The organism is Sphingobacterium kitahiroshimense, from assembly GCF_025961315.1.
Classification (GTDB): Bacteria; Bacteroidota; Bacteroidia; order Sphingobacteriales; family Sphingobacteriaceae; genus Sphingobacterium; species Sphingobacterium anhuiense.
The window spans coordinates 3,112,409-3,131,953 of sequence record NZ_JAOQNK010000001.1; the positions used below are offsets into that span (position 1 = coordinate 3,112,409).

20 protein-coding genes are annotated in these 19,545 nt (G+C 37.2%); 9 read left to right on the forward strand and 11 right to left on the reverse strand.

Annotation, left to right across the window (positions count from 1 at the left end):
* The first annotated feature begins 511 nt into the window (after positions 1-511).
* Positions 512-1,081, forward strand: coding sequence for an RNA polymerase sigma factor (locus M2265_RS13785; protein WP_132772517.1), 570 nt, complete (start codon positions 512-514; stop codon positions 1,079-1,081).
* Between the two features lie 26 nt (positions 1,082-1,107).
* Positions 1,108-2,220 carry a trypsin-like peptidase domain-containing protein gene (locus M2265_RS13790; protein WP_243655489.1) on the forward strand — a complete coding sequence of 371 codons (1,113 nt, stop codon included), beginning with the start codon at positions 1,108-1,110 and terminating at the stop codon, positions 2,218-2,220.
* Positions 2,221-2,292: 72 nt separating this feature from the next.
* On the opposite strand, the gene M2265_RS13795 is transcribed toward M2265_RS13790, so the two are convergent.
* Positions 2,293-2,928 carry a peroxiredoxin gene (locus tag M2265_RS13795; RefSeq protein WP_132772521.1) on the reverse strand — a complete coding sequence of 212 codons (636 nt, stop codon included), beginning with the start codon at positions 2,926-2,928 and terminating at the stop codon, positions 2,293-2,295.
* A gap of 180 nt (positions 2,929-3,108) precedes the next feature.
* On the opposite strand from M2265_RS13795, the gene M2265_RS13800 reads away from it, so the two are divergent.
* Complete coding sequence (locus M2265_RS13800) at positions 3,109-4,248, forward strand: acyl-CoA dehydrogenase (protein WP_132772523.1); 1,140 nt, start codon at positions 3,109-3,111, stop codon at positions 4,246-4,248.
* Positions 4,249-4,345: 97 nt separating this feature from the next.
* Here M2265_RS13800 and M2265_RS13805 read toward each other — a convergent pair whose 3' ends face one another.
* The 3 genes from M2265_RS13805 to proB are packed head-to-tail and all read right to left on the reverse strand — an operon-like array spanning position 4,346 to position 7,036.
* A complete protein-coding gene (locus M2265_RS13805) occupies positions 4,346-4,744 on the reverse strand; it encodes a hypothetical protein (protein WP_132772525.1) in 399 nt (132 codons plus the stop codon).
* Positions 4,745-4,752: 8 nt separating this feature from the next.
* The gene (locus M2265_RS13810) at positions 4,753-6,000 is read right to left on the reverse strand and encodes a glutamate-5-semialdehyde dehydrogenase (protein WP_165905969.1); all 1,248 of its coding nucleotides are present in this window, start codon (positions 5,998-6,000) and stop codon (positions 4,753-4,755) included.
* A 1-nt stretch (position 6,001) separates the two neighbouring features.
* Positions 6,002-7,036 carry a glutamate 5-kinase gene (proB, locus tag M2265_RS13815; RefSeq protein ID WP_021192437.1) on the reverse strand — a complete coding sequence of 345 codons (1,035 nt, stop codon included), beginning with the start codon at positions 7,034-7,036 and terminating at the stop codon, positions 6,002-6,004.
* Positions 7,037-7,198: 162 nt separating this feature from the next.
* On the opposite strand from proB, the gene M2265_RS13820 reads away from it, so the two are divergent.
* Positions 7,199-7,621 (forward strand): hypothetical protein, encoded by a 423-nt coding sequence (locus M2265_RS13820; RefSeq protein WP_132772529.1) that lies wholly within the window; start codon positions 7,199-7,201, stop codon positions 7,619-7,621.
* Between the two features lie 22 nt (positions 7,622-7,643).
* Here the strand turns inward: M2265_RS13820 and uvrB are convergent, their stop codons facing one another.
* Positions 7,644-9,674: an excinuclease ABC subunit UvrB gene (gene uvrB / locus M2265_RS13825; RefSeq protein ID WP_132772531.1), complete on the reverse strand. Its 2,031-nt coding sequence runs from the start codon at positions 9,672-9,674 to the stop codon at positions 7,644-7,646.
* 152 nt (positions 9,675-9,826) lie between these two features.
* On the opposite strand from uvrB, the gene upp reads away from it, so the two are divergent.
* From upp to M2265_RS13845, 4 genes are all read left to right on the forward strand, one after another.
* Positions 9,827-10,471, forward strand: a complete 645-nt coding sequence (gene upp / locus M2265_RS13830) for a uracil phosphoribosyltransferase (protein WP_021190634.1) — start codon at positions 9,827-9,829, stop codon at positions 10,469-10,471.
* Positions 10,472-10,589: 118 nt separating this feature from the next.
* Positions 10,590-11,063: a ribonuclease H-like YkuK family protein gene (locus M2265_RS13835; RefSeq protein WP_021190635.1), complete on the forward strand. Its 474-nt coding sequence runs from the start codon at positions 10,590-10,592 to the stop codon at positions 11,061-11,063.
* 153 nt (positions 11,064-11,216) lie between these two features.
* Positions 11,217-11,822: a nicotinamide riboside transporter PnuC gene (pnuC, locus tag M2265_RS13840; protein WP_132772533.1), complete on the forward strand. Its 606-nt coding sequence runs from the start codon at positions 11,217-11,219 to the stop codon at positions 11,820-11,822.
* Between the two features lie 34 nt (positions 11,823-11,856).
* Positions 11,857-12,387: an AAA family ATPase gene (locus tag M2265_RS13845; protein ID WP_132772535.1), complete on the forward strand. Its 531-nt coding sequence runs from the start codon at positions 11,857-11,859 to the stop codon at positions 12,385-12,387.
* A gap of 285 nt (positions 12,388-12,672) precedes the next feature.
* On the opposite strand, the gene ahcY is transcribed toward M2265_RS13845, so the two are convergent.
* Positions 12,673-13,989 (reverse strand): adenosylhomocysteinase, encoded by a 1,317-nt coding sequence (gene ahcY / locus M2265_RS13850; RefSeq protein ID WP_021190641.1) that lies wholly within the window; start codon positions 13,987-13,989, stop codon positions 12,673-12,675.
* 171 nt (positions 13,990-14,160) lie between these two features.
* Between ahcY and M2265_RS13855 the strand changes: the two genes are divergently transcribed.
* A complete protein-coding gene (locus tag M2265_RS13855) occupies positions 14,161-14,571 on the forward strand; it encodes a BrxA/BrxB family bacilliredoxin (RefSeq protein ID WP_021190642.1) in 411 nt (136 codons plus the stop codon).
* A gap of 110 nt (positions 14,572-14,681) precedes the next feature.
* Here M2265_RS13855 and M2265_RS13860 read toward each other — a convergent pair whose 3' ends face one another.
* The 5 genes from M2265_RS13860 to M2265_RS13880 all read right to left on the reverse strand — a co-directional run bounded on the left by M2265_RS13860 (position 14,682) and on the right by M2265_RS13880 (position 19,459).
* Positions 14,682-15,251, reverse strand: a complete 570-nt coding sequence (locus M2265_RS13860) for a hypothetical protein (RefSeq protein WP_231577323.1) — start codon at positions 15,249-15,251, stop codon at positions 14,682-14,684.
* Between the two features lie 182 nt (positions 15,252-15,433).
* Positions 15,434-15,673, reverse strand: coding sequence for a hypothetical protein (locus tag M2265_RS13865; RefSeq protein ID WP_132772536.1), 240 nt, complete (start codon positions 15,671-15,673; stop codon positions 15,434-15,436).
* 233 nt (positions 15,674-15,906) lie between these two features.
* Entirely contained in the window at positions 15,907-17,088 is a 1,182-nt protein-coding gene (locus M2265_RS13870; RefSeq protein ID WP_132772538.1) for an ABC transporter permease, read from the reverse strand.
* Between the two features lie 5 nt (positions 17,089-17,093).
* The gene (locus M2265_RS13875) at positions 17,094-18,065 is read right to left on the reverse strand and encodes an HlyD family secretion protein (RefSeq protein WP_132772540.1); all 972 of its coding nucleotides are present in this window, start codon (positions 18,063-18,065) and stop codon (positions 17,094-17,096) included.
* A gap of 2 nt (positions 18,066-18,067) precedes the next feature.
* Positions 18,068-19,459, reverse strand: a complete 1,392-nt coding sequence (locus M2265_RS13880) for a TolC family protein (RefSeq protein WP_132772542.1) — start codon at positions 19,457-19,459, stop codon at positions 18,068-18,070.
* Positions 19,460-19,545 lie beyond the last annotated feature (86 nt).

The following is a 19,545-nucleotide window of genomic DNA, read 5'->3' on the forward strand; positions in this document are numbered from 1 at the left end:
TATGTAGGTATTATGTAGGTATTATGTAGGTTTAGTGTATCTTATTAAGTTACAGTACACCTATATTATCATTACATTACAGATACGGTACAATAGCATATTATCTTTAATCCACCAAGTTAATTCCCTTTAACAATAACCAACACATAATTAGTTTTTAGCATTTCAAAAGGTAGCATCAAATTAGAAGGCAATATCGGTGGGCATTTCTTTTAGAAAGCGCATTAATAGTAAAACTGCTTTCTCTCATATATGATTTTTAAATAGGCTCTAAAGATGAATTAGTGCCATTCCATTCAAAAAGTTAATCAGGAAAGCATCAGAAAGATCTAAGTGGCCAAAATCAAAAATAAACTTGATGCACACGAAACCGTTATTTTTTTCGTTTAAAAAATTTACGCTTATCAAAAAAAAAGAGTAGGTTTGGCCCTACGTAGAATGGGTTTTTCTACCAAACAACACAAATATTAAACTCGTTGGGTTACTATTAGTTATATTAAGGTATTAATAGGTGAGTAAGATCAGTAAATCAAATAAGCTCGAAAATGATGAGCAAATCATAGCCGGTATTAAATCGGGTAGTAGTATTGCATTGGATGCAATATATGAATTATACTATCCATCTATTGCCCATATGATTTCTCAAAATAACGGAAGCGAAGATGAGGCAAAAGATATCTTCCAAGAGGCCGTGATTGTTCTTTATGACAAGGTTTCTAAAGGTAATTTTGAATTAAGCAGTAAACTTAAAACCTATCTATATTCGATTTGCCGAAGACTTTGGCTTAAGCAGTTAAATCGTGCAGGTTTTGGATCAGTAGATATCCGAGGTTATGAAGATTCGTTACCGGATAACGATGATATCGAGCGACATCAGGAGCTTGACAAAAAATTTGACCAAATGGAACACGCAATGTCTCTTTTAGGAGAACCTTGTAAAACCATTCTCCACGATTTCTATATCCAGAACCATTCCATGCAGGAGATCTGCGAGAAGTTTGGATATACCAATACTGACAATGCCAAAACTCAAAAATACAAATGCCTGCAAAGATTGAAAAAACTATTTTTCATGCAGTAAAGAAATTAGTATAACAAACAATGAGTATGATGAGTCAACAAGAGTTTTTTGAATTAGCAGATCGCTATCTCAGGGATGAAATGATAAAAGAAGAGCGTGCTTCTTTCGAATCTTTCTGTGCAGAAAACCCTTCTTTCTCGGCACAGCTAACGCAACACCGTCAATTTCTTGACAATCTTAAAGATACACAGTCACGTATTGATTTTAAACAGCAACTCGCACAGTCCGCTAAAAGTTATCACCAGTCGCATCAGCAGGCGAAAGTGATTCCGATGAAGCAAACAAAAGTAATCTCTTTATGGGAAAAATTGAAAGCAAGTTCATTAGTAGCTGCTTCGGTAGCCGTAGTTGCCGTATTTTCCACATTATGGATTTCAGGATATTATAAGAATATTGATAAAGCTAATACAGATTACAGTGCATTGAAGCGTGACATGAATAATGTGAAGAAAGATGTCAATGAACATAATGCTGCGCTGAAAAGTATTAATAATAAATCAACCAAAGCAAGTGAATCTTCTGTCAGTCAATATGGAGCTACAGGGTTTATGGTTTCAAATAATGGTTATGTCGTGACCAACTACCATGTTGTAAGCGGTGCAGATTCAATATACCTGCAAAATAATAAAGGGGAATCATACAAAGCACAGGTAATCCATTCGGACGCCAGCAATGATTTAGCGATACTACTAATTGAAGATGCTAACTTTAAAAGAGGCAAAACTTTACCATACACCTTTAAAACCGCAGCATCAGATTTAGGGGAAGATATTTATACGATAGGTTTCCCACGGGATGAGGCCGTGTACGGGCAAGGATATTTGAGTTCATCGACAGGATATGCCGGTGATACAATCGCTTATCAAATTTCAATCCCTGTTAACCCGGGTAACAGCGGTGGTCCAGTAATGGACACCAAAGGAAATGTTATCGGTATTATCTCCGGTAAACAAAGAGGGATTGATGGTGCCGGTTTTGCAATCAAAACAAAATCGATATTGAAAGCATTAGATGAAATACCTGCCGATTCATTGCAAGGGCAAGTAAAATTAAATAAGAAAAATATGCTCTCTGGTCTTTCAAGAACAGAGCAAATAAAAAGAATGCAAGATTATATATACATGGTGAAAGTATATTAATCACATTTAAGACCCATAAAAAAAGGCATCAATTCAAATTGATGCCTTTTTTTATGAATAATATACTCCTAATTATAAATTAGGCTGTGGAGTTGTTCTTAAGTAAGGTTTGATTTCTTTAAAGCCTTTCGGGAACTTTGCAGGGATGTCCTCTGTTTTGATAGCAGGAACCACAATCACATCCTCTCCATGTTTCCAGTCCGCAGGTGTAGCTACAGAATAATCGGCAGTCAACTGTAAAGAATCAATAACACGTAATATTTCATCAAAATTACGACCGGTAGATGCGGGGTACGTTAGTGTTAATTTAATTTTTTTATCTGGCCCTATAATAAATACTGAACGTACTGTTACCGTTGCAGAAGCATTGGGGTGAATCATATCATACAATTCGGATACATGACGATCTTCGTCAGCAATAATCGGAAAATTAACAGTAGTATTCTGGGTTTCGTTGATATCCTGTATCCAATCCAAATGATCTTGAACAGGATCAACACTTAGAGCGATTGCTTTCACGCCCCTTTTATCAAACTCCGATTTTAATTTCGCTGTCCGTCCAAGTTCAGTTGTACAAACAGGTGTATAATCAGAAGGGTGCGAAAAAAACACAACCCAGCTATCTTTAATAAACTCATGGAAATCAATATCTCCTATCGTCGTCTGCGCTTTAAAATTTGGCGCTTCATCTCCTAATCTTAAACTCATATCTTTCTTTTTTAAATTCGTAATACACTATATACTCTACAAATATAGTAGATTTTTATTCATAACAAAATCTAAGCTTTGTTTTTTACAAAAACCTGTTAAAAATTATTAAACTTTATTATGCAAGCATAATAATAAAATAAGTATATTTACTTACAAACCATTACCAATGTACACATTATGAATTTTGAATTAAACGAAGAATATAGCATGATTCAGGAAGCTGCCCGAGATTTCGCGCAGCAGGATTTAAAACCGGGTGTCATAGAACGGGATGAGAAAGCACTATTCCCTTACGACCAGGTGAAGAAAATGGGTGAATTAGGATTTATGGGCATGATGGTCGACAGTAAGTATGGAGGTGCAGGGCTTGATGCATTAGCTTATACCTTGGTCTTGGAAGAAATTGCTAAAATCGACGCATCAGCTGCAGTGATCATGTCTGTTAATAATTCTCTTGTATGCTACGGCTTAGAAGCTTTCGGCTCCGAAGAGCAAAAAGAAAAGTACTTAAGACCTTTAGCTTCTGGAGAAAAGCTAGGCGCTTTTGCCCTATCCGAACCTGAAGCGGGTTCAGATGCAACATCCCAGCACACAACAGCAATAGATCAAGGAGATCATTACCTTTTAAATGGCACTAAAAACTGGATCACAAATGGCGGTAATGCCGATATTTGCCTCATCATTGCACAGACGCATCCCGAAAAAGCACATCGCGGCATAAATGTACTGATTGTAGAAAAAGGGATGCCTGGTTTTACAATTGGACCAAAAGAGAATAAACTTGGCATCAGAAGCTCAGATACCCACTCACTCTTATTTACTGATGTTAAAGTCCCTAAAGAAAACCGCATAGGTGAAGATGGATTTGGATTCAAATTTGCCATGAAAACATTAGATGGAGGTAGAATTGGTATTGCGGCCCAAGCATTAGGTATCGCCGCAGGTGCTTATGAATTTGCTCTTGCTTATGCAAAAGAGCGAAAAACCTTTGGAAAACCAATTGCAGAGCATCAGGCTATTCAATTTAAACTCGCAGATATGGAAGTTGAAATAGAAGCCGCAAGACTATTGACATATAAAGCAGCATGGACAAAAGATCAGGGGTTGCCCTACAGCAAAGAAGCGGCAATGGCCAAACTACATGCTTCCGAAGTTGCGATGAAAACAAGTATTGAAGCCGTTCAGATCCATGGTGGATATGGCTATGTAAAAGAGTACCATGTAGAAAGATTGATGCGTGACGCAAAGATCACACAGATTTATGAAGGAACTTCTGAGATACAGCGATTAGTCATCGCTAGAGAGATACTAAAATAAAAAGATTCACAGGGTAACCGATCATGCCCTGTGAATCTGTAAATTTTCCTCTATTTTAAGGATAGCAGATTAAAAAGTGATCAAATTTTATCTGCCATTAAACAAGCTTACCATCTATTGTTGCTAAATAGCCATAATCTTCAAATGCAAAGCTAGAGGTTTCTTTCATTACATAATTTAATAATAACTTAGATTTTAAAAGTAAGGTTTGCTGTTCTTGAAGATCCTTACTTTTCAAACCATCGTGCATCAGTACCAAGGCTAGTGGCCTTATCTGTTCCACTTCCAAATCTTCTTTCGCATATTGCAATAACTCTATCCCACTTATTTTAAGGAAATTATCACGATTAGTCTTAAAAAATTCAACATAAGCTCTATCAAAAACAACTGAACACGGTTCATCAAAAACATGCTGTTCATCGACAAGCAATCTCAAAAACTTACCCATTTCATTTGTCCAATTCAACAATGAATTACTTTCAAATCTAATTCCCATACTAAATACTATCTTATTTGTCCATTACCCGTTACATACCATTTTTCAGTCACTAATTTTTCTAAGGCAAAAGGTCCTCTAGCGTGAAGCTTTTGTGTAGAAATACCGATCTCAGCTCCTAAACCAAATTCTCCACCATCTGTAAATCGCGTGGAGGCATTGGCATACACCGCAGCGGCATCCACAGCATTCATAAATCGTTCCAATTTTTCCGAATCATTGGAAACAATACATTCTGAATGACGGGAGGAATAAGTAGCAATGTGCGTCAAAGCCTGTTCCAGTCCGTTTAATATTTTAATTGAACATTTAAGATCTAAAAATTCACGCCCAAAATCAACTTCATTTGCTTGTTGCAAATAAGGGTATCCCAATCGCTCTAAAATAGCATAACTCCGTTCATCAGCAAAAACTTCCACCCGCTCCTTTTCAAAGGGAACGATAATTCCATCTAAAAATGAATCAGCAATCTCTTCATCTAATAATATCGTATCCAATGCATTGCAAACAGAAGGTCGGGATATTTTTGCGTTAGCAACAATAGCAACTGCCTTATCGATTGTTGCTGATTGCTCTACATAGGTATGACACACCCCAGCACCTGTTTCAATAACGGGTACTTTAGCATGCGCACGAACAAAATCAATCAATGATTGCGAACCTCGGGGGATAATAATATCCACAAATTTTGTTGCCGTAAGTAATTCTTGTACAAATTTCCGGTCTGTTGGCAGTAATTGAACAATATTTGGATTTAAATGATTCTGAATCAAAACTTTTTGAATGATCTCAACCAATATCTGATTTGTATGAAAAGCATCCGTGCCACCCCGCAACAGACAAACATTGCCCGATCGAATACATAATGCAGCCACATCAATAGTCACATTCGGTCTAGACTCATATATAACCGCGACTACCCCCAAAGGAACTGCTTTCTTTTCCAACAATAAACCATTATCCAAAACCTGCTGGTTTAATAACTTTCCGGAAGGATCAGGAAGTTTAGCAACATCCAACACACTTTTTGCTAAAGCCTCCATCCTTTCGGTATTCAAAACCAAACGATCCCTTTTCGGATCATCTGCATCTAATAATTTCAGATCTTTTTCATTTTCAAATAGAATAGCAGTAACCTGTGCTCGCAATGCCTCTGCCAGATCAGTTAAAATATGCGCTTTTGTATCTGAATCCAATTGATTTATATCCCTTGTTGCAGCCAATGCTGCCTCTAATTGCTCTGTGATATTTTCCATATTATAACAATACGATATCATCAGCATGTGCTAAAATGATATCTTTACGTTTTACATTCTTCATTAAATCGCCCATATCCCACTTAGATTTAGCAACAGCAATGATTTGATCATCTTCGTCAAAAATATGGAACACTTCACCTTCCTCAAACTGTTCAACACAGGTTTTAACACCAACAAGTAAGAGACTTTTTCGTTGCAAAAGTGCCTCTACAGCACCTCTATCAATAATTACTTTACCCTTAATTAAACTTCCACTTGCTAACCATTTATTGCGGGAAGAAACCTTTTTAGGCTGTGCCATGCAGATCGTACCCGTTTGACCTTCGATCGCTTTCAGCAAGGCATTTTCAGTTTGCATGCTAAAAATAACAGCCCGTATCCCCATCTGATTAGCCAACCGTGCAAAATTTAATTTTGACGTCATACCACCAAGACCGACAGAAGACTTATCTGTTCTTGCTAAAGAAAGTGCGGCCTTATCGATCACTTTTAATTCGGGGATAACTATTCCTTCCGAATCCATAACTCCAGGTACCGAAGTTGTAAATAAAATTTGCTCAGCACCAAAGCCAACTGCAATCAAAGTCGCCAACTCATCATTATCAGAAAATTTCAATTCTTTATTACTCACTACATCATTTTCATTGGCAATAGGAATAATGTTATTTTTCCATAAAGTTTCATAAGTATTCTTCAATTGCACAAATTGATTCCTATTTGCAAAATGCTGACGCTCACATAAACTTTGAGCTAAAGCAATTTTAAAGGGTCGAAAATAAGTACTATAAATTTGCAATAACAAAGGATTACCAATAGCTGCTGCAGCCTTTCTTTCTGACAAAGTCCCCGAATACCGTGTCAAAAACTTTTTCCCTGCCGCAACTGCTCCTGAAGAAACCAGAACGACGTTATATTTTTGTTGTATTTGAGCAACCTGTCTTGCAATCTCCAATACGATCCGTTCATCTACCTCCCCGTCCGCTGTCGTAATAGAAGCTGAGCCAAACTTGATAACAACAATTGGCTTTTTCATATATTTTTTTGTGTTTATTTTGTTTAGGTAATTACTTATTCTTATAAAAATAAAGAAGCGTTTTGACAAAAGAAAGGTTTATGAAAAATTATCTACCAAAAAGGTATATTTTATATGGTACAATTTGTGTAGGAATACTCTCAATTCAAAACACCATCATATATGAATCGTTTACTTAACAGTATCATGGTTGCTTCGCTTTTGTTCGTTTCATGCCAACAAAAGAACAAGGAGGCTGCCCAATCCAAAGAAACAGCGACAGTGGGCGGTGATAAAGACAAGCACGGCTGTATCGCCAGTGCAGGATACACTTGGTCAACTTTAAAAGATAGCTGTGTTAGGCCTTTTGAACAGATACAATTGGATATCGTTAATAATTCAGATAGCTATGAAACAGCGGCATTTCTGATTATTGATGATAAGAAACATGCCGCAGAGGTTTTTCTAAAAGAAAGCCCAGAAAGCATTGTCTTGAAACACGTCAAAGAATATGCATATGAAAATCAGGATTACAAGTTAATTCAGGATCAGCATTGCTGGACATTAATTAAAGGCGACAAAACTTTATATAAAGAAAAAGAATAAAAAAAGGGCTTAAGCCCTTTTTTTATTTAAATCGTTCATCAAATATTTTCTCTAGGGAGAACATCTCATCTCTAAGTTTAGCGGCCTCTAAGAAGTCCATTTCTTTGGCTGCCTTTTCCATTTTCTTACGAACTGTATCGATCGCTTTTTTAAGCTCTTTCTCACCTAGGTATTGTAACACCGGATCTGCGGCAATGGCTACCGAAGGATCTGGCTCAACATATATCTTCGGCTCCAGTCCATTGAAATCAGCGACCGAGGTTTGCTCCATAATCTCCTCTTTAGTTTTTCCGACAGTTCGAGGCGTAATATGATGTTCTTCGTTATATTTCATTTGTTTCTCACGACGGCGGGTAGTCTCATCAATAGTAGCAGCCATACTATCTGTCATCCGATCTGCATACATGATCACACGCCCTTTGTCATTACGCGCAGCACGACCGATTGTCTGAATCAATGATCTCTGAGAACGCAAAAAACCTTCCTTATCAGCATCCAATATCGCGACTAATGTTACTTCAGGTAAATCAAGACCTTCCCTCAATAAGTTGACCCCTACCAGAACATCAAATTCACCAAGACGCAATCCTCTTAAAATTTCGACCCGTTCCAATGTCTTTACCTCAGAGTGAATATACCTAACTTTTATATGCAGCTTAGTCATATATTTGGTTAACTCTTCTGCCATACGCTTCGTCAACGTTGTCGCTAACACACGTCCACCGGCTTTAATGGCCTTATCTGCTTCCTCAAGGAAATCATCCACCTGATTAATCGCAGGATGAACTTCAATAATCGGATCTAACAACCCTGTCGGCCGTATAACTTGCTCAACAAAAACACCTTCCGTCTGCTGTAACTCGTAATCTCCCGGTGTTGCAGAAACATAAATCGTCTGATTCGTCAAAGATTCAAATTCAGGGAAATTCAAAGGCCTATTGTCAAGCGCTGCCGGTAACCTAAAACCATGTTCTACCAAAGCAATTTTTCTGGAACGGTCTCCACCATACATGGCACGTAATTGCGGAATCGTTACATGACTTTCGTCTATAACAAGTAAATAATCTTCGGGAAAATAATCCAGTAAACAGAAAGGACGCATCCCAGGCTCACGACCATCAAAAAACCGCGAATAATTTTCAATTCCGGAACAATAGCCAAGCTCTCGCATCATCTCCAGATCGTAATTAACACGTTCTTCCAGACGTTTCGCTTCCAACATCTTTCCTTCCTCTTCCAACTGTGTCCTACGTTGCACCATCTCTTCTTGAATTGCCCAGATCGTTGAAGTAAACTTTTCCTTTGGTGTTACAAAGAGTGTTGCAGGAAAAAGAGCTAGATCTTCCATTCTACTTAAGGTCTTTCCTGTTACCGGATCGATTTCACTCAACTCATCAATCTCATCACCAAAAAATGATACGCGAATGGCAAAATCCAAATAGGCTGGGAAAATATCTACTGTATCTCCCTTCACACGAAAAGTACCTCTCTTAAATTCAGTCGTCGTACGCGCATACAAGATCTCAACCAAGCGATGCAAAAATGCGTTACGGGAAATCACTGTCCCAACAGCAAATCGAAAAATCGACTTGGAGAAATCTTCAGGATTACCCATACCATAAATACAGGAAACAGAAGATACAACAATAACATCACGCCTTCCCGACATCAGTGCCGTTGTAGTAGCAAGACGTAATTTCTCAATCTCTTCATTGATCGCTAGATCTTTCTCAATATACGTATTCGATGAAGCGATAAAAGCTTCCGGCTGATAGTAATCGTAGTAAGAGACAAAATAATTGACAGCATTGTCAGGAAAAAACTGCTTAAACTCTCCGTAAAGCTGAGCTGCTAATGTTTTATTATGGCTGAGTATTAAAGTCGGTTTCTGTGTTTGCTGAATCACATTCGCCACTGTAAACGTTTTTCCAGATCCAGTCACCCCTAAGAGTGTTTGGTATTGTTCTCCTTCGTTTAAACCCTGCACCAATTCTTTGATTGCAGTAGGTTGATCTCCAGTAGGCTTATATTCAGACGTAAGTTGGAACTTCATAAAATCTTATTCAAGTAATACAAATTTAATCAAAATAAATGAGGCATTTATATTATTCAATGAGTCTGCTATTCACAACTATTTTTCCGTTTAAACAAACAATAAGTAATAATATTTGTGTAAATTGGTATAATCACTAAAATCTACACGATATGCTCAATATCCTCAGCACACAGAACAGCATCGCAAATCAATACATTGCCGAACTACGTGATGTCAACATTCAGAAAGACCGCATGCGCTTCCGGCGCAATCTAGAACGCCTTGGGGAAATATTTGCCTATGAAATCAGTAAAACACTGACTTATGCACCTGTAGATGTAGAAACTCCATTGGGTGTTGCAAATACGCAGATGCTCCTTGATCAACCCGTTTTGGCAACTATTCTGCGAGCAGGATTACCCTTACATCAAGGTTTGTTGAATGTTTTCGATCACTCGGACAGTGCATTTATTGCGGCCTATCGTCACACCAAGAAAAGTGGTGAATTTGAAATCCATAAAGAATATGTAAACACCCCAAATCTGGATAACAAAATTGTCATTGTTGCCGATCCGATGCTCGCCACCGGAAAAAGCGCCGTACTATGCTGTAAGGATCTTTTAAATGATTATGCAATTAGAGAATTACATATTGTTATTGCCATCGCTTCCGAAGAAGGTATTAGACATGTGCAGGCATTCTTACCCAAAGCGACAATATGGGTCGGAGCAGTAGATAATGAACTGACAAGCAAAGCGTACATTGTACCCGGTTTAGGCGATGCGGGAGACCTTGCTTTTGGAAATAAGCATTAGTCTTTTAATAATTTAGTAGTAAAAACTTAATACAGAGCATCGCTCTTAACACATTATATATCAGTAAATTTAAACAACAAAATGAAATACGCACATACACAAACTAACTTATCTTTATATGACTTGGCAAAAATACAATGGCGAAAGCATCAAGACATCCATATGGGATGCTGTTGAAACCAACATCTTAAAAGAAATAGATCTAGGCAATAAGCTCAAAGTCTATATCGGGACAGATTCACAGATTAAAAGAGGAACTATTGATTTTGCAACCGTTATTGTTTTCCTCCGAGAACACCGAGGCGGATTTATGTTCGTACATAAAGATAAAAGAAATCACCTGATGGGCATTAAAGAACGGATGCTCCTCGAAGTTCAAAAATCCATCGACGTTGCTTACGCACTTTGTCCACTCCTAGAGCAATACCAAGTCGATTTGGAAGTCCATGCAGACATTAATACCAACCCTAATTTTCAATCTAATGTCGCATTAAAAGAAGCCATGGGTTACATTATGGGAATGGGTTTTGTGTTTAAGGCAAAACCAGAATCATTTGCCAGTACGACTTGTGCAAACAAGCAAGTACAATAAATGAAAATAGTGACTGAGCACCTTAAAGATCGTTCGATACGATAGCTCTAATAGTGCGCAATTCATCTTAAAGTGTTGATGTCCTAAAATTACTTTTGGACAAATGAACGGTTTTGCTAAATTCGTATCTTTACTTCTAAAGACACGAGAGCTATGCCAGCAATTATACAGCAGATTATACAACAATTTGCCCAGACGACCATGCTTGAATGGATCGGTACCATCACCGGTTTTTTATGTGTCTATCTCGCCACTAAACAACATATCCTTAATTGGCCCATTAGCGTAATCAGTGTGGTGACCTATGGCTATATTTTCTATCATAGTAAATTATATGGGGACGCTGTATTACAACTCTATTTTTTAGGTACAGCCATTTATGGCTGGTATTATTGGTCAAAGAAAATCAGAGAAAACGATAAGCCTATTGTCTCCTTTACAAAACGTGAAATGCTGTTCACGATAATTACTATCGGAATCCTGACTGCTTTGCTTGGCACTTTTCTACAAAAGCTGACCGATTCAGACGTTCCATATGCAGATGGTTTTTGCACTGCCGTAAGCTTTGTTGCACAATTTTTAATGACACGAAAAGTACTGCAGAACTGGCTACTGTGGGTTTTTGTAGATATCTGTTATATTCCACTTTACCTACATAAAGGTTTATTGCTAACGGCGATTCTATATTTTGTATTTGCCGTGATTGCTTGGGGAGGTTATAGAGACTGGAAGTCCACTTATCGTACTTTTATGCAATAATGTCCAAACAAGATGCCTAACTTTATGCGCACAAATGAGTACATCAAATCCAGAATTAATGAAGATCGCTGTCGTTGGACCTGAATCAACAGGTAAATCAACGATTGCTCAGGCTATAGCAAGACATTTCAACACGGTTTGCGTTCCTGAATTTGCACGTGAATATTGTAAAAACTTGCATAATGAATACACGCTGCAAGATGAAGTTAATATGTATTATGGACAAATCGCGCTTGAAGACACTTTAATACCTTTAGCTCATAATAATATGTTGATATGTGATACAACGATATTGACTGTCAAAATCTGGTGTGATCATCTCTTTGGTGATACACCTCAGGAAGTAAAAAACGAAATACAACAACGACCATATGACCTTTTCCTACTCATGGATATCGACCTACCATGGGAGGAAGATCCATTACGCGATTTTCCGGAGCAACGTGAACACTTTATGGAAGTGTGGAAACAGGAATTAAATCAACTCAATGCGCGATATGCCATTATTTCCGGATTAGGAGCTGAACGTTTTGAAAATGCACTTAAGGCGATTAAAAGCAAATAGCTTTTTTGCCATTTGTATTAAACTGATATCTAAGCTCGTTTATAATTCATAGACTCCGATTATAGAAATGTCAAAAGTAATATTGATCATAAAAAAGATTTTATCTTGGTAGCACCGCAAAATAAATCGTATTTTAACCTAAAATAGGCTAGAGAAGAGCTACAAAAATCAATAGTTATCCATCCTAATGTCACAAAAGCTTTGGAATGGCAAAAGAAATGAGATAAAAATAAGAAAGGCGATCTTGATTAGAGATCGCCTTTCTTATTTTTAACAAAGTGAATACTAGTAACGGTAAGCTTCCGCTTTAAACGGACCGTCAACTGTAACACCAATATAAGAAGCCTGCTCTTCAGTCAACACATCCAGTTCAACACCGATATGCGCTAAATGTAAACGAGCAACTTTCTCATCCAAATATTTTGGAAGTGTGTACACTTTATTCTCATAAGCAGCCGTATTCGTCCATAATTCCAATTGCGCTAACGTTTGGTTTGTGAATGAATTTGACATTACGAATGAAGGATGTCCCGTAGCACAGCCTAAATTCACTAATCTACCTTCTGCTAATAAAATGATATCAACACCGTCAATCGTATATTTATCAACCTGAGGTTTAATTTCAATTTTTGTATTACCATAGTTTTCATTTAACCAGGCAACATCAATTTCATTATCAAAGTGACCGATATTACAAACGACCGTTTTGTCTTTCATTGATTTGAAATGCTCAGGACGAACAATATCTTTATTACCTGTAGTCGTAACAACGATATTAGCTTCTTTAACAGCATCAGCAAATTTTTTCACTTCAAATCCTTCCATAGCAGCCTGTAAAGCACAGATAGGATCGATTTCAGTAACGATAACACGAACACCAGCAGAACGTAAAGACTCTGCAGAACCTTTTCCTACATCACCGTAACCCGCTACGACAGCAACTTTACCTGCCAACATCAAATCTGTTGCACGACGGATAGCATCCACTAAAGATTCGCGGCAACCATATTTATTATCAAATTTAGATTTTGTAACAGAATCATTAACATTGATAGCTGGTAAATGTAATGTCCCGTTCTTCATACGTTCGTATAAACGGTGAACACCAGTAGTTGTTTCTTCAGACAAACCTTTGATTTCAGCGATCAATTCTGGATATTTATCAAACACCATATTTGTTAAATCACCACCATCGTCTAAGATCATATTCAACGGTTGACGCTCTTCACCAAAGAATAATGTTTGCTCAATACACCAATTGAATTCTTCTTCGTTCATACCTTTCCAAGCATATACGGGAATCCCAGCAGCTGCAATGGCAGCAGCGGCGTGGTCTTGTGTAGAAAAGATATTACAAGATGACCAAGTCACATCAGCACCCAGTTCAACCAAAGTTTCAATTAAAACAGCTGTCTGAATAGTCATGTGAAGACAACCCGCAATACGCGCACCTTTTAAAGGTTTTGCAGCACCAAACTCAGCACGAAGGCTCATTAAACCCGGCATTTCAGCTTCCGCTAATTCTATTTCTTTACGGCCCCATTCAGCAAGGGTGATGTCCTTAACTTTGTATGGTACGTACGTACTTTCTACTGATGACATATATTATTCTTTTTAAGTTTTAAATTTATTAGCAAAAATACCATTCAATACCTTTAAATCAAAACGTTGAATTTGAAAGCTGTAAAATTCTGACATTGTTTTGAGACTAACGTCTTGACTTAGCTCCTAACAACACTTATATTTGTATGATTAAATTTAAAAAAGAAGATTATGTATCCAGAATATTTAGTAGAACCAATGCGTAAAGAGCTTACAGATGTAGGTTTCGAAGAATTAAAAACTGCTGAGCAAGTTGATGCGGCTATTGCTACAGAAGGAACTGTATTTGTGGTTGTAAACTCAGTATGTGGTTGTGCAGCAGCAAATGCTCGTCCTGCTGCTAAAGCGGCAGTAAAAAATGAAAAACATCCAACTAAATTTGTTACTGTTTTTGCTGGTATGGAAAAAGAAGCTGTTGATAAAGCTAGAAACTATATGTTGCCTTATCCTCCATCTTCCCCTGCTATGGCATTATTCAAAGATGGCAAATTAGTTCACATGATAGAAAGACATATGATTGAAGGTCGCTCTGCCCAAATGATCGCTGATAATTTAGCAGCTGCATTTGACGAGTACTGTTAATCATTTATTTTGATTTTTGAAAAAGAAAAAGGCTGTTCGAGTTATTCGAATAGCCTTTTTTGATATTATCAAATCATTTGCTTTGCTCAAATGAGCCTTGCAGATTCAAATTAATTTCTTGGAATATAAGTCTTATTACCATTACTATTGATATAATATTTGCCACCTTCTGGGCCAATATATACATCATGACCATTATACTTCTCTGAAGATAACTTGCCTGCAGTTGCTTTAGTAGGAGTTGCAGTCGATTTTTTCACCTTATTTGTTGAAGCTGTCACATTACTTTTAGCTTTCTCAGTTGATTTAATCGCTTTTTCAGATTCCGCTTTTGATAAAGCGCTTTCGTTCTTAACTGATTGCTTATTTACTTCCTTCGCTTTTATTGCTTCATCCTTCGCTTTTCCGGCAGCTTTAGTAGCTTTAACGGCATCTGATTTAGCGACCTTACTTTCTTTTTCAGCGACCTGTTTTGTACTTGCAGCATTCTCCTTTACTTTTTCCGAAGCTTTTACCGTTTTACTTGCGGAAACCTTCTCCTTTTTAGCTGTCTCTTTTGCTTTTACGGTATTATCCTTCACCGCTTTCTCTGTTTTTTTAACAGCCTTGTTTGGAGTAGTTTCTTGTGCAGTACTCATGGTAATACCAAACACAGAAACAAATGCAGCTAATGCTGCCATTTTTTTAAAATAATTTAAGGTATTCATAACCCAATATATTTAAGTGTAAAACTAGTTTTAAAAATCAAAACAAATGCCAAAACACCTTAACAACAAGCACGTTAACAGATATTTAACGTTACTAATGGTTAATAAAAAAAGGGTTTTATGAGATCAGTCATAAAACCCTTTAATCTGGTTCTTTATTTACCTGGTGGCTTAGCTTTAGGCATCATTTTATTACCCTTTCTGTCAGGAGTCTTTTTTCCTGCAGTTGAATCCTTTGCCGCCTCAGGATTTTCTTTAACCGGTGCTGCTGGCTTCACCTTTGGTTCCGATTTTTTCACAGGATGCGTCTGTTGCGCAGATACTGAGGCTGCTCCATAAACCAATAAAGAGGCAACGATAGCTGCAGTTATTCCTGAAAATTTTATTGCTTTCATAATTGAAGATAGCGTTAGTTTATTTTGATAAGAATCGCTCAAACCAAGTGCCACAAAACAATCCCAAAATTATTTAACACACTTACTTACAATAAATTAAAATCAAAAATCATTTATTATTGTATTATAATAATTATGATTACAGGTAATGAAATTATTTTTAAACTGAAATTTGTAAAATATTAAAACTGTATGTTTTAACCTTCATGCACATATCCTTATATTCATACACATCATTCAATCTCCTTAACAACTGGTGTATTCTCCTTCTTTATTTTTCGAACTTTTAAATACAATAGAATAAATGAAAGAATAAAACAAACAACTGTTGTCAAAGCCAGCGCTAAGATCGAGGACTTCACATTTGCAACTGCCCCCTGTTCTATCACTAACACCCGGAAGATCTCTAAATAATGTGTCAGCGGAATCAATTTAGATATATAGACTACCCAATCAGGCATCTGGCTCAAAGGCCAAGTAAAGCCGCTCAAGATAAAGCTTGGTGTAGCGATAACCATGAGTATCTCGGTTGCTTTAAGTTGACTCGGAATAATAATACTCACCAGTATACCGATAAAACTAACTGCGAGTAAGAAGAATACAGTTCCTAATAAAAACGGACCAATTGGTATTTCAAGAGGCATTCTATAAAAAAGTGAAAAACCATAATAAAGAAAATAAATACCTACGGACATGATCAAAAAAGGCGCTATTTTCACTAAAATCAGGAGCAGCACATTAGACGATTTAGATACTAACTCCTTAAATGTTCCCTTTTCAAACTCTGATGCAAAACTTAATGCCAAAGCTAACATCATCACTTGTTGTAATACAGTTAATAGCACGCCCGGAAGCATGAAATATAAATAGTTTCCGCTTTTAATATGCTGTTTAATGATTGTAGTTTTAAAAGGTTCATATTGCTGATTGGCTACGTACCCTGGGACACCTTTCTTCTGCTGTGCTTTAATCTGAATACCAGCTTTTAATGTTGCTGCACAGACATTCGCCGCCATGCTCGCATAATTAGAAGTTAATGTATTGGCTGCATTGACAAAGAGCGTCAACTCCGTAGAACGGTTATAGTTCACATCCGAATCAAAATTCTTCGGAATCTGTACCACAACCGTTGCTTCATGTTTCAATGCCTCTTGTTTTGCATTAAAAGCATCTGGCAAAACTGCTGCAACATAAATCACCTCACTCTCATTAAACATAGTGATCAGTTGCTTGCTTAGCGGACTTCTGTCTTGATCTACAACGATAATAGGTAGATGAGTCACTTTACCCTTTTGATAAACTGCCCCAATTAACACCCCATATAAAATAGGTGCGCCCACAAAAAGCATCAATAACACTTTATTTTGAAAAAAGAGCCTAAATTCTCGTTTTAATAAGGATACGAATGTGCGCATAATACTTATTTTGTGTTATCAAGATGAAGAATAAACGTCGCCTTAGTCAATAATTTATCCGAACCATCTTTTTGCACAGGTTTCAATTTTACCTCAAACAAAGATTCCTGCTGTTCAAAATCAGGATAAGCCGTAGCAATATTCGCATAAGAACTCAATGTTTTAATGGAAACCACCTCAGCTTCTATTTTTTTATTCTCTAAATATGGAAATGAAAGTTGCTGCTTACTTCCTACCGTCAGGTTATGTAACTGCTTTTCAGGAATTGTAACCCGAAAATAGGTACCATCCACCAAGTAACCAGAAATTAAGCTATATCCCGCCAAAGCAAGTTCCCCGACTTTTAAATTTATGGTTTCAATTGTCATATTTTGAGGCGCGATGATAAAACGTTCCTTCGTTGCAACATCCACTTCGGATACTGCCCCTATTGCTCTCTCCTTTTGTCCCAGCGCCATTTTCTGCTGTTCTATTCGGGCACCGTTTTCAGCATCCGCAAGTTCGGCCTGAACAGCTAAATATTGATTCTTTGCTCCTTGAAATTTCATATAAACTTCATCGTATTGCTGTTGAGCAACCAAAGAGTCCTTAATGAGGTTTTGCATTCTATTCAGTGATTTTTGTGCAAATTCAAATTGCTCACGCAACCCATCACGCTTCGCTCGCAATTGCTTCAACTGATTATCTGTTGCTCCTTTTACAGCCATTTTATATTGCGCCTCAGCAGACTCAAGAGCCCCTTTAGCCTGAATAGATTTGGCTTCAACCTCTGGAAACTCCAAAATCATCAAGGTGTCACCAGCCTGCACAACATCGCCCTCACTCACTAAAATCTGATGTATTTTGCCAGGAATCTTGGTCGTTACAGCAATCTGATCCCGCTCAATCTTTCCCTCAAAAGTATTTTTAAGAGGAGCTTCATTGCTACAGCTTTGCATTAATGCCGCGATTCCAAGTATAGATATATATTTTCTCATAATTATTTCACTAATGATTGATAAAGACTTCCTTGTGATTTTAATAATTCTAAAACAGCAGTACGCTGTAATAAAAGTTGATTATAAAAACTAAGTGACTGCTTGTAAAGCTCATTTTCTGCACTTAACCTTTCCGTTACATCTATTAATCCAGCTTCAAATTGCTTTGATGCCAATGAAAGATTATTATTTGCAATTTTTATCTGCTGTTCATGCACCGCCATTTTTTTCATCGACAACTGGTAATCCGAATTTGTCTTACGTTGCAGCAACATTAGTTTATCCCGCGTATCATTCCATTTATTCTGATTCATAACCAGATCCAGATTTGCTTTTTTGATATTATTTCGATGTTGATTTCCATCAAATACATCCCACTTAACACCAACCCCTACAGCAAAACCCGGTGCCATCTGAAAATGATTAGCACTTAAATTAAGATCACCGGCAAGCGGTACATCTTTGAATTTGAACTTTGTGTCAAAGGCGTTGAAATAAAAAGCACTACCAAAAGCAAAAATCTGTGGTAATTTTGCACCCTTTTCTTTTTTCAGTACATACTCGTACGCACGTTGAGAACTCGCCAAAGCTTGCATTTCCTTCCTGTTCTCTACAGCAGGTTGTACCGGATCTACAATCGCTAGTTCCAATGGATAGCTCACTGTCTTAAGACTATCTAGAGGCATTTTAGTCAATTCCTCCAATTTAAAATATAAGAGTTCACGACTATTGGTCGATTCGGCTTTCTTGCTTTCTAACTCCAGCATAGCCAATTTAATTTTATCACGATCGTAAGGTATAGCCAAACCATTCTCGATCGCTTTTACTACTTTAAGATGCTCCTTATTCAATCTTTTCTCCGAATCAGCAATCAAGGCATCAACTTCTTTCAATAACATGATCTGGTCGAAAGTCTGCACCACTTCCTGAGCAAGGCCCTCATAACCGGCCTCGGTCATCAGCTGCTGTGCTTTATACTTTTCATCCAAAGCTTTTTTCCCATTCGTAATCTGTAGACCACTAAAGATAACCTGTGTCGCATTTACACCTGCAAAGCCAACCTGAGAAGAGGTATTAAATTTTTGTGCACCTTCAAAAAGATTCAGTCCCAAGATCGGAAGAGTTTTTGTTGGAAGATCCAATTCACCACTAGCATTGAGATATCCATACATACCCATAGCAGATATGTGGGGTAATAACTTTCCGCTCACAGAATTCTTATCTAAAAGGGTTTTCTGATTTTCTAAATAACTATTCTTAATATCGCTATTATTCTGAATTGCCTTTTGAATAAATTCTTTTAGCTGGGGACTAATACCTTGCTGTCCAAACGTTGTATTTTGAAACAGAAAAGGCATTAAAAATATAAAGCATGAAATCTTTTTAACTAACATATTCATAACTCGCATAAGGGTCGATTAGTATATTAAGTAACAATACAAAGATGCGTATGTTTTACGATTTAATTTTTAAGATATCT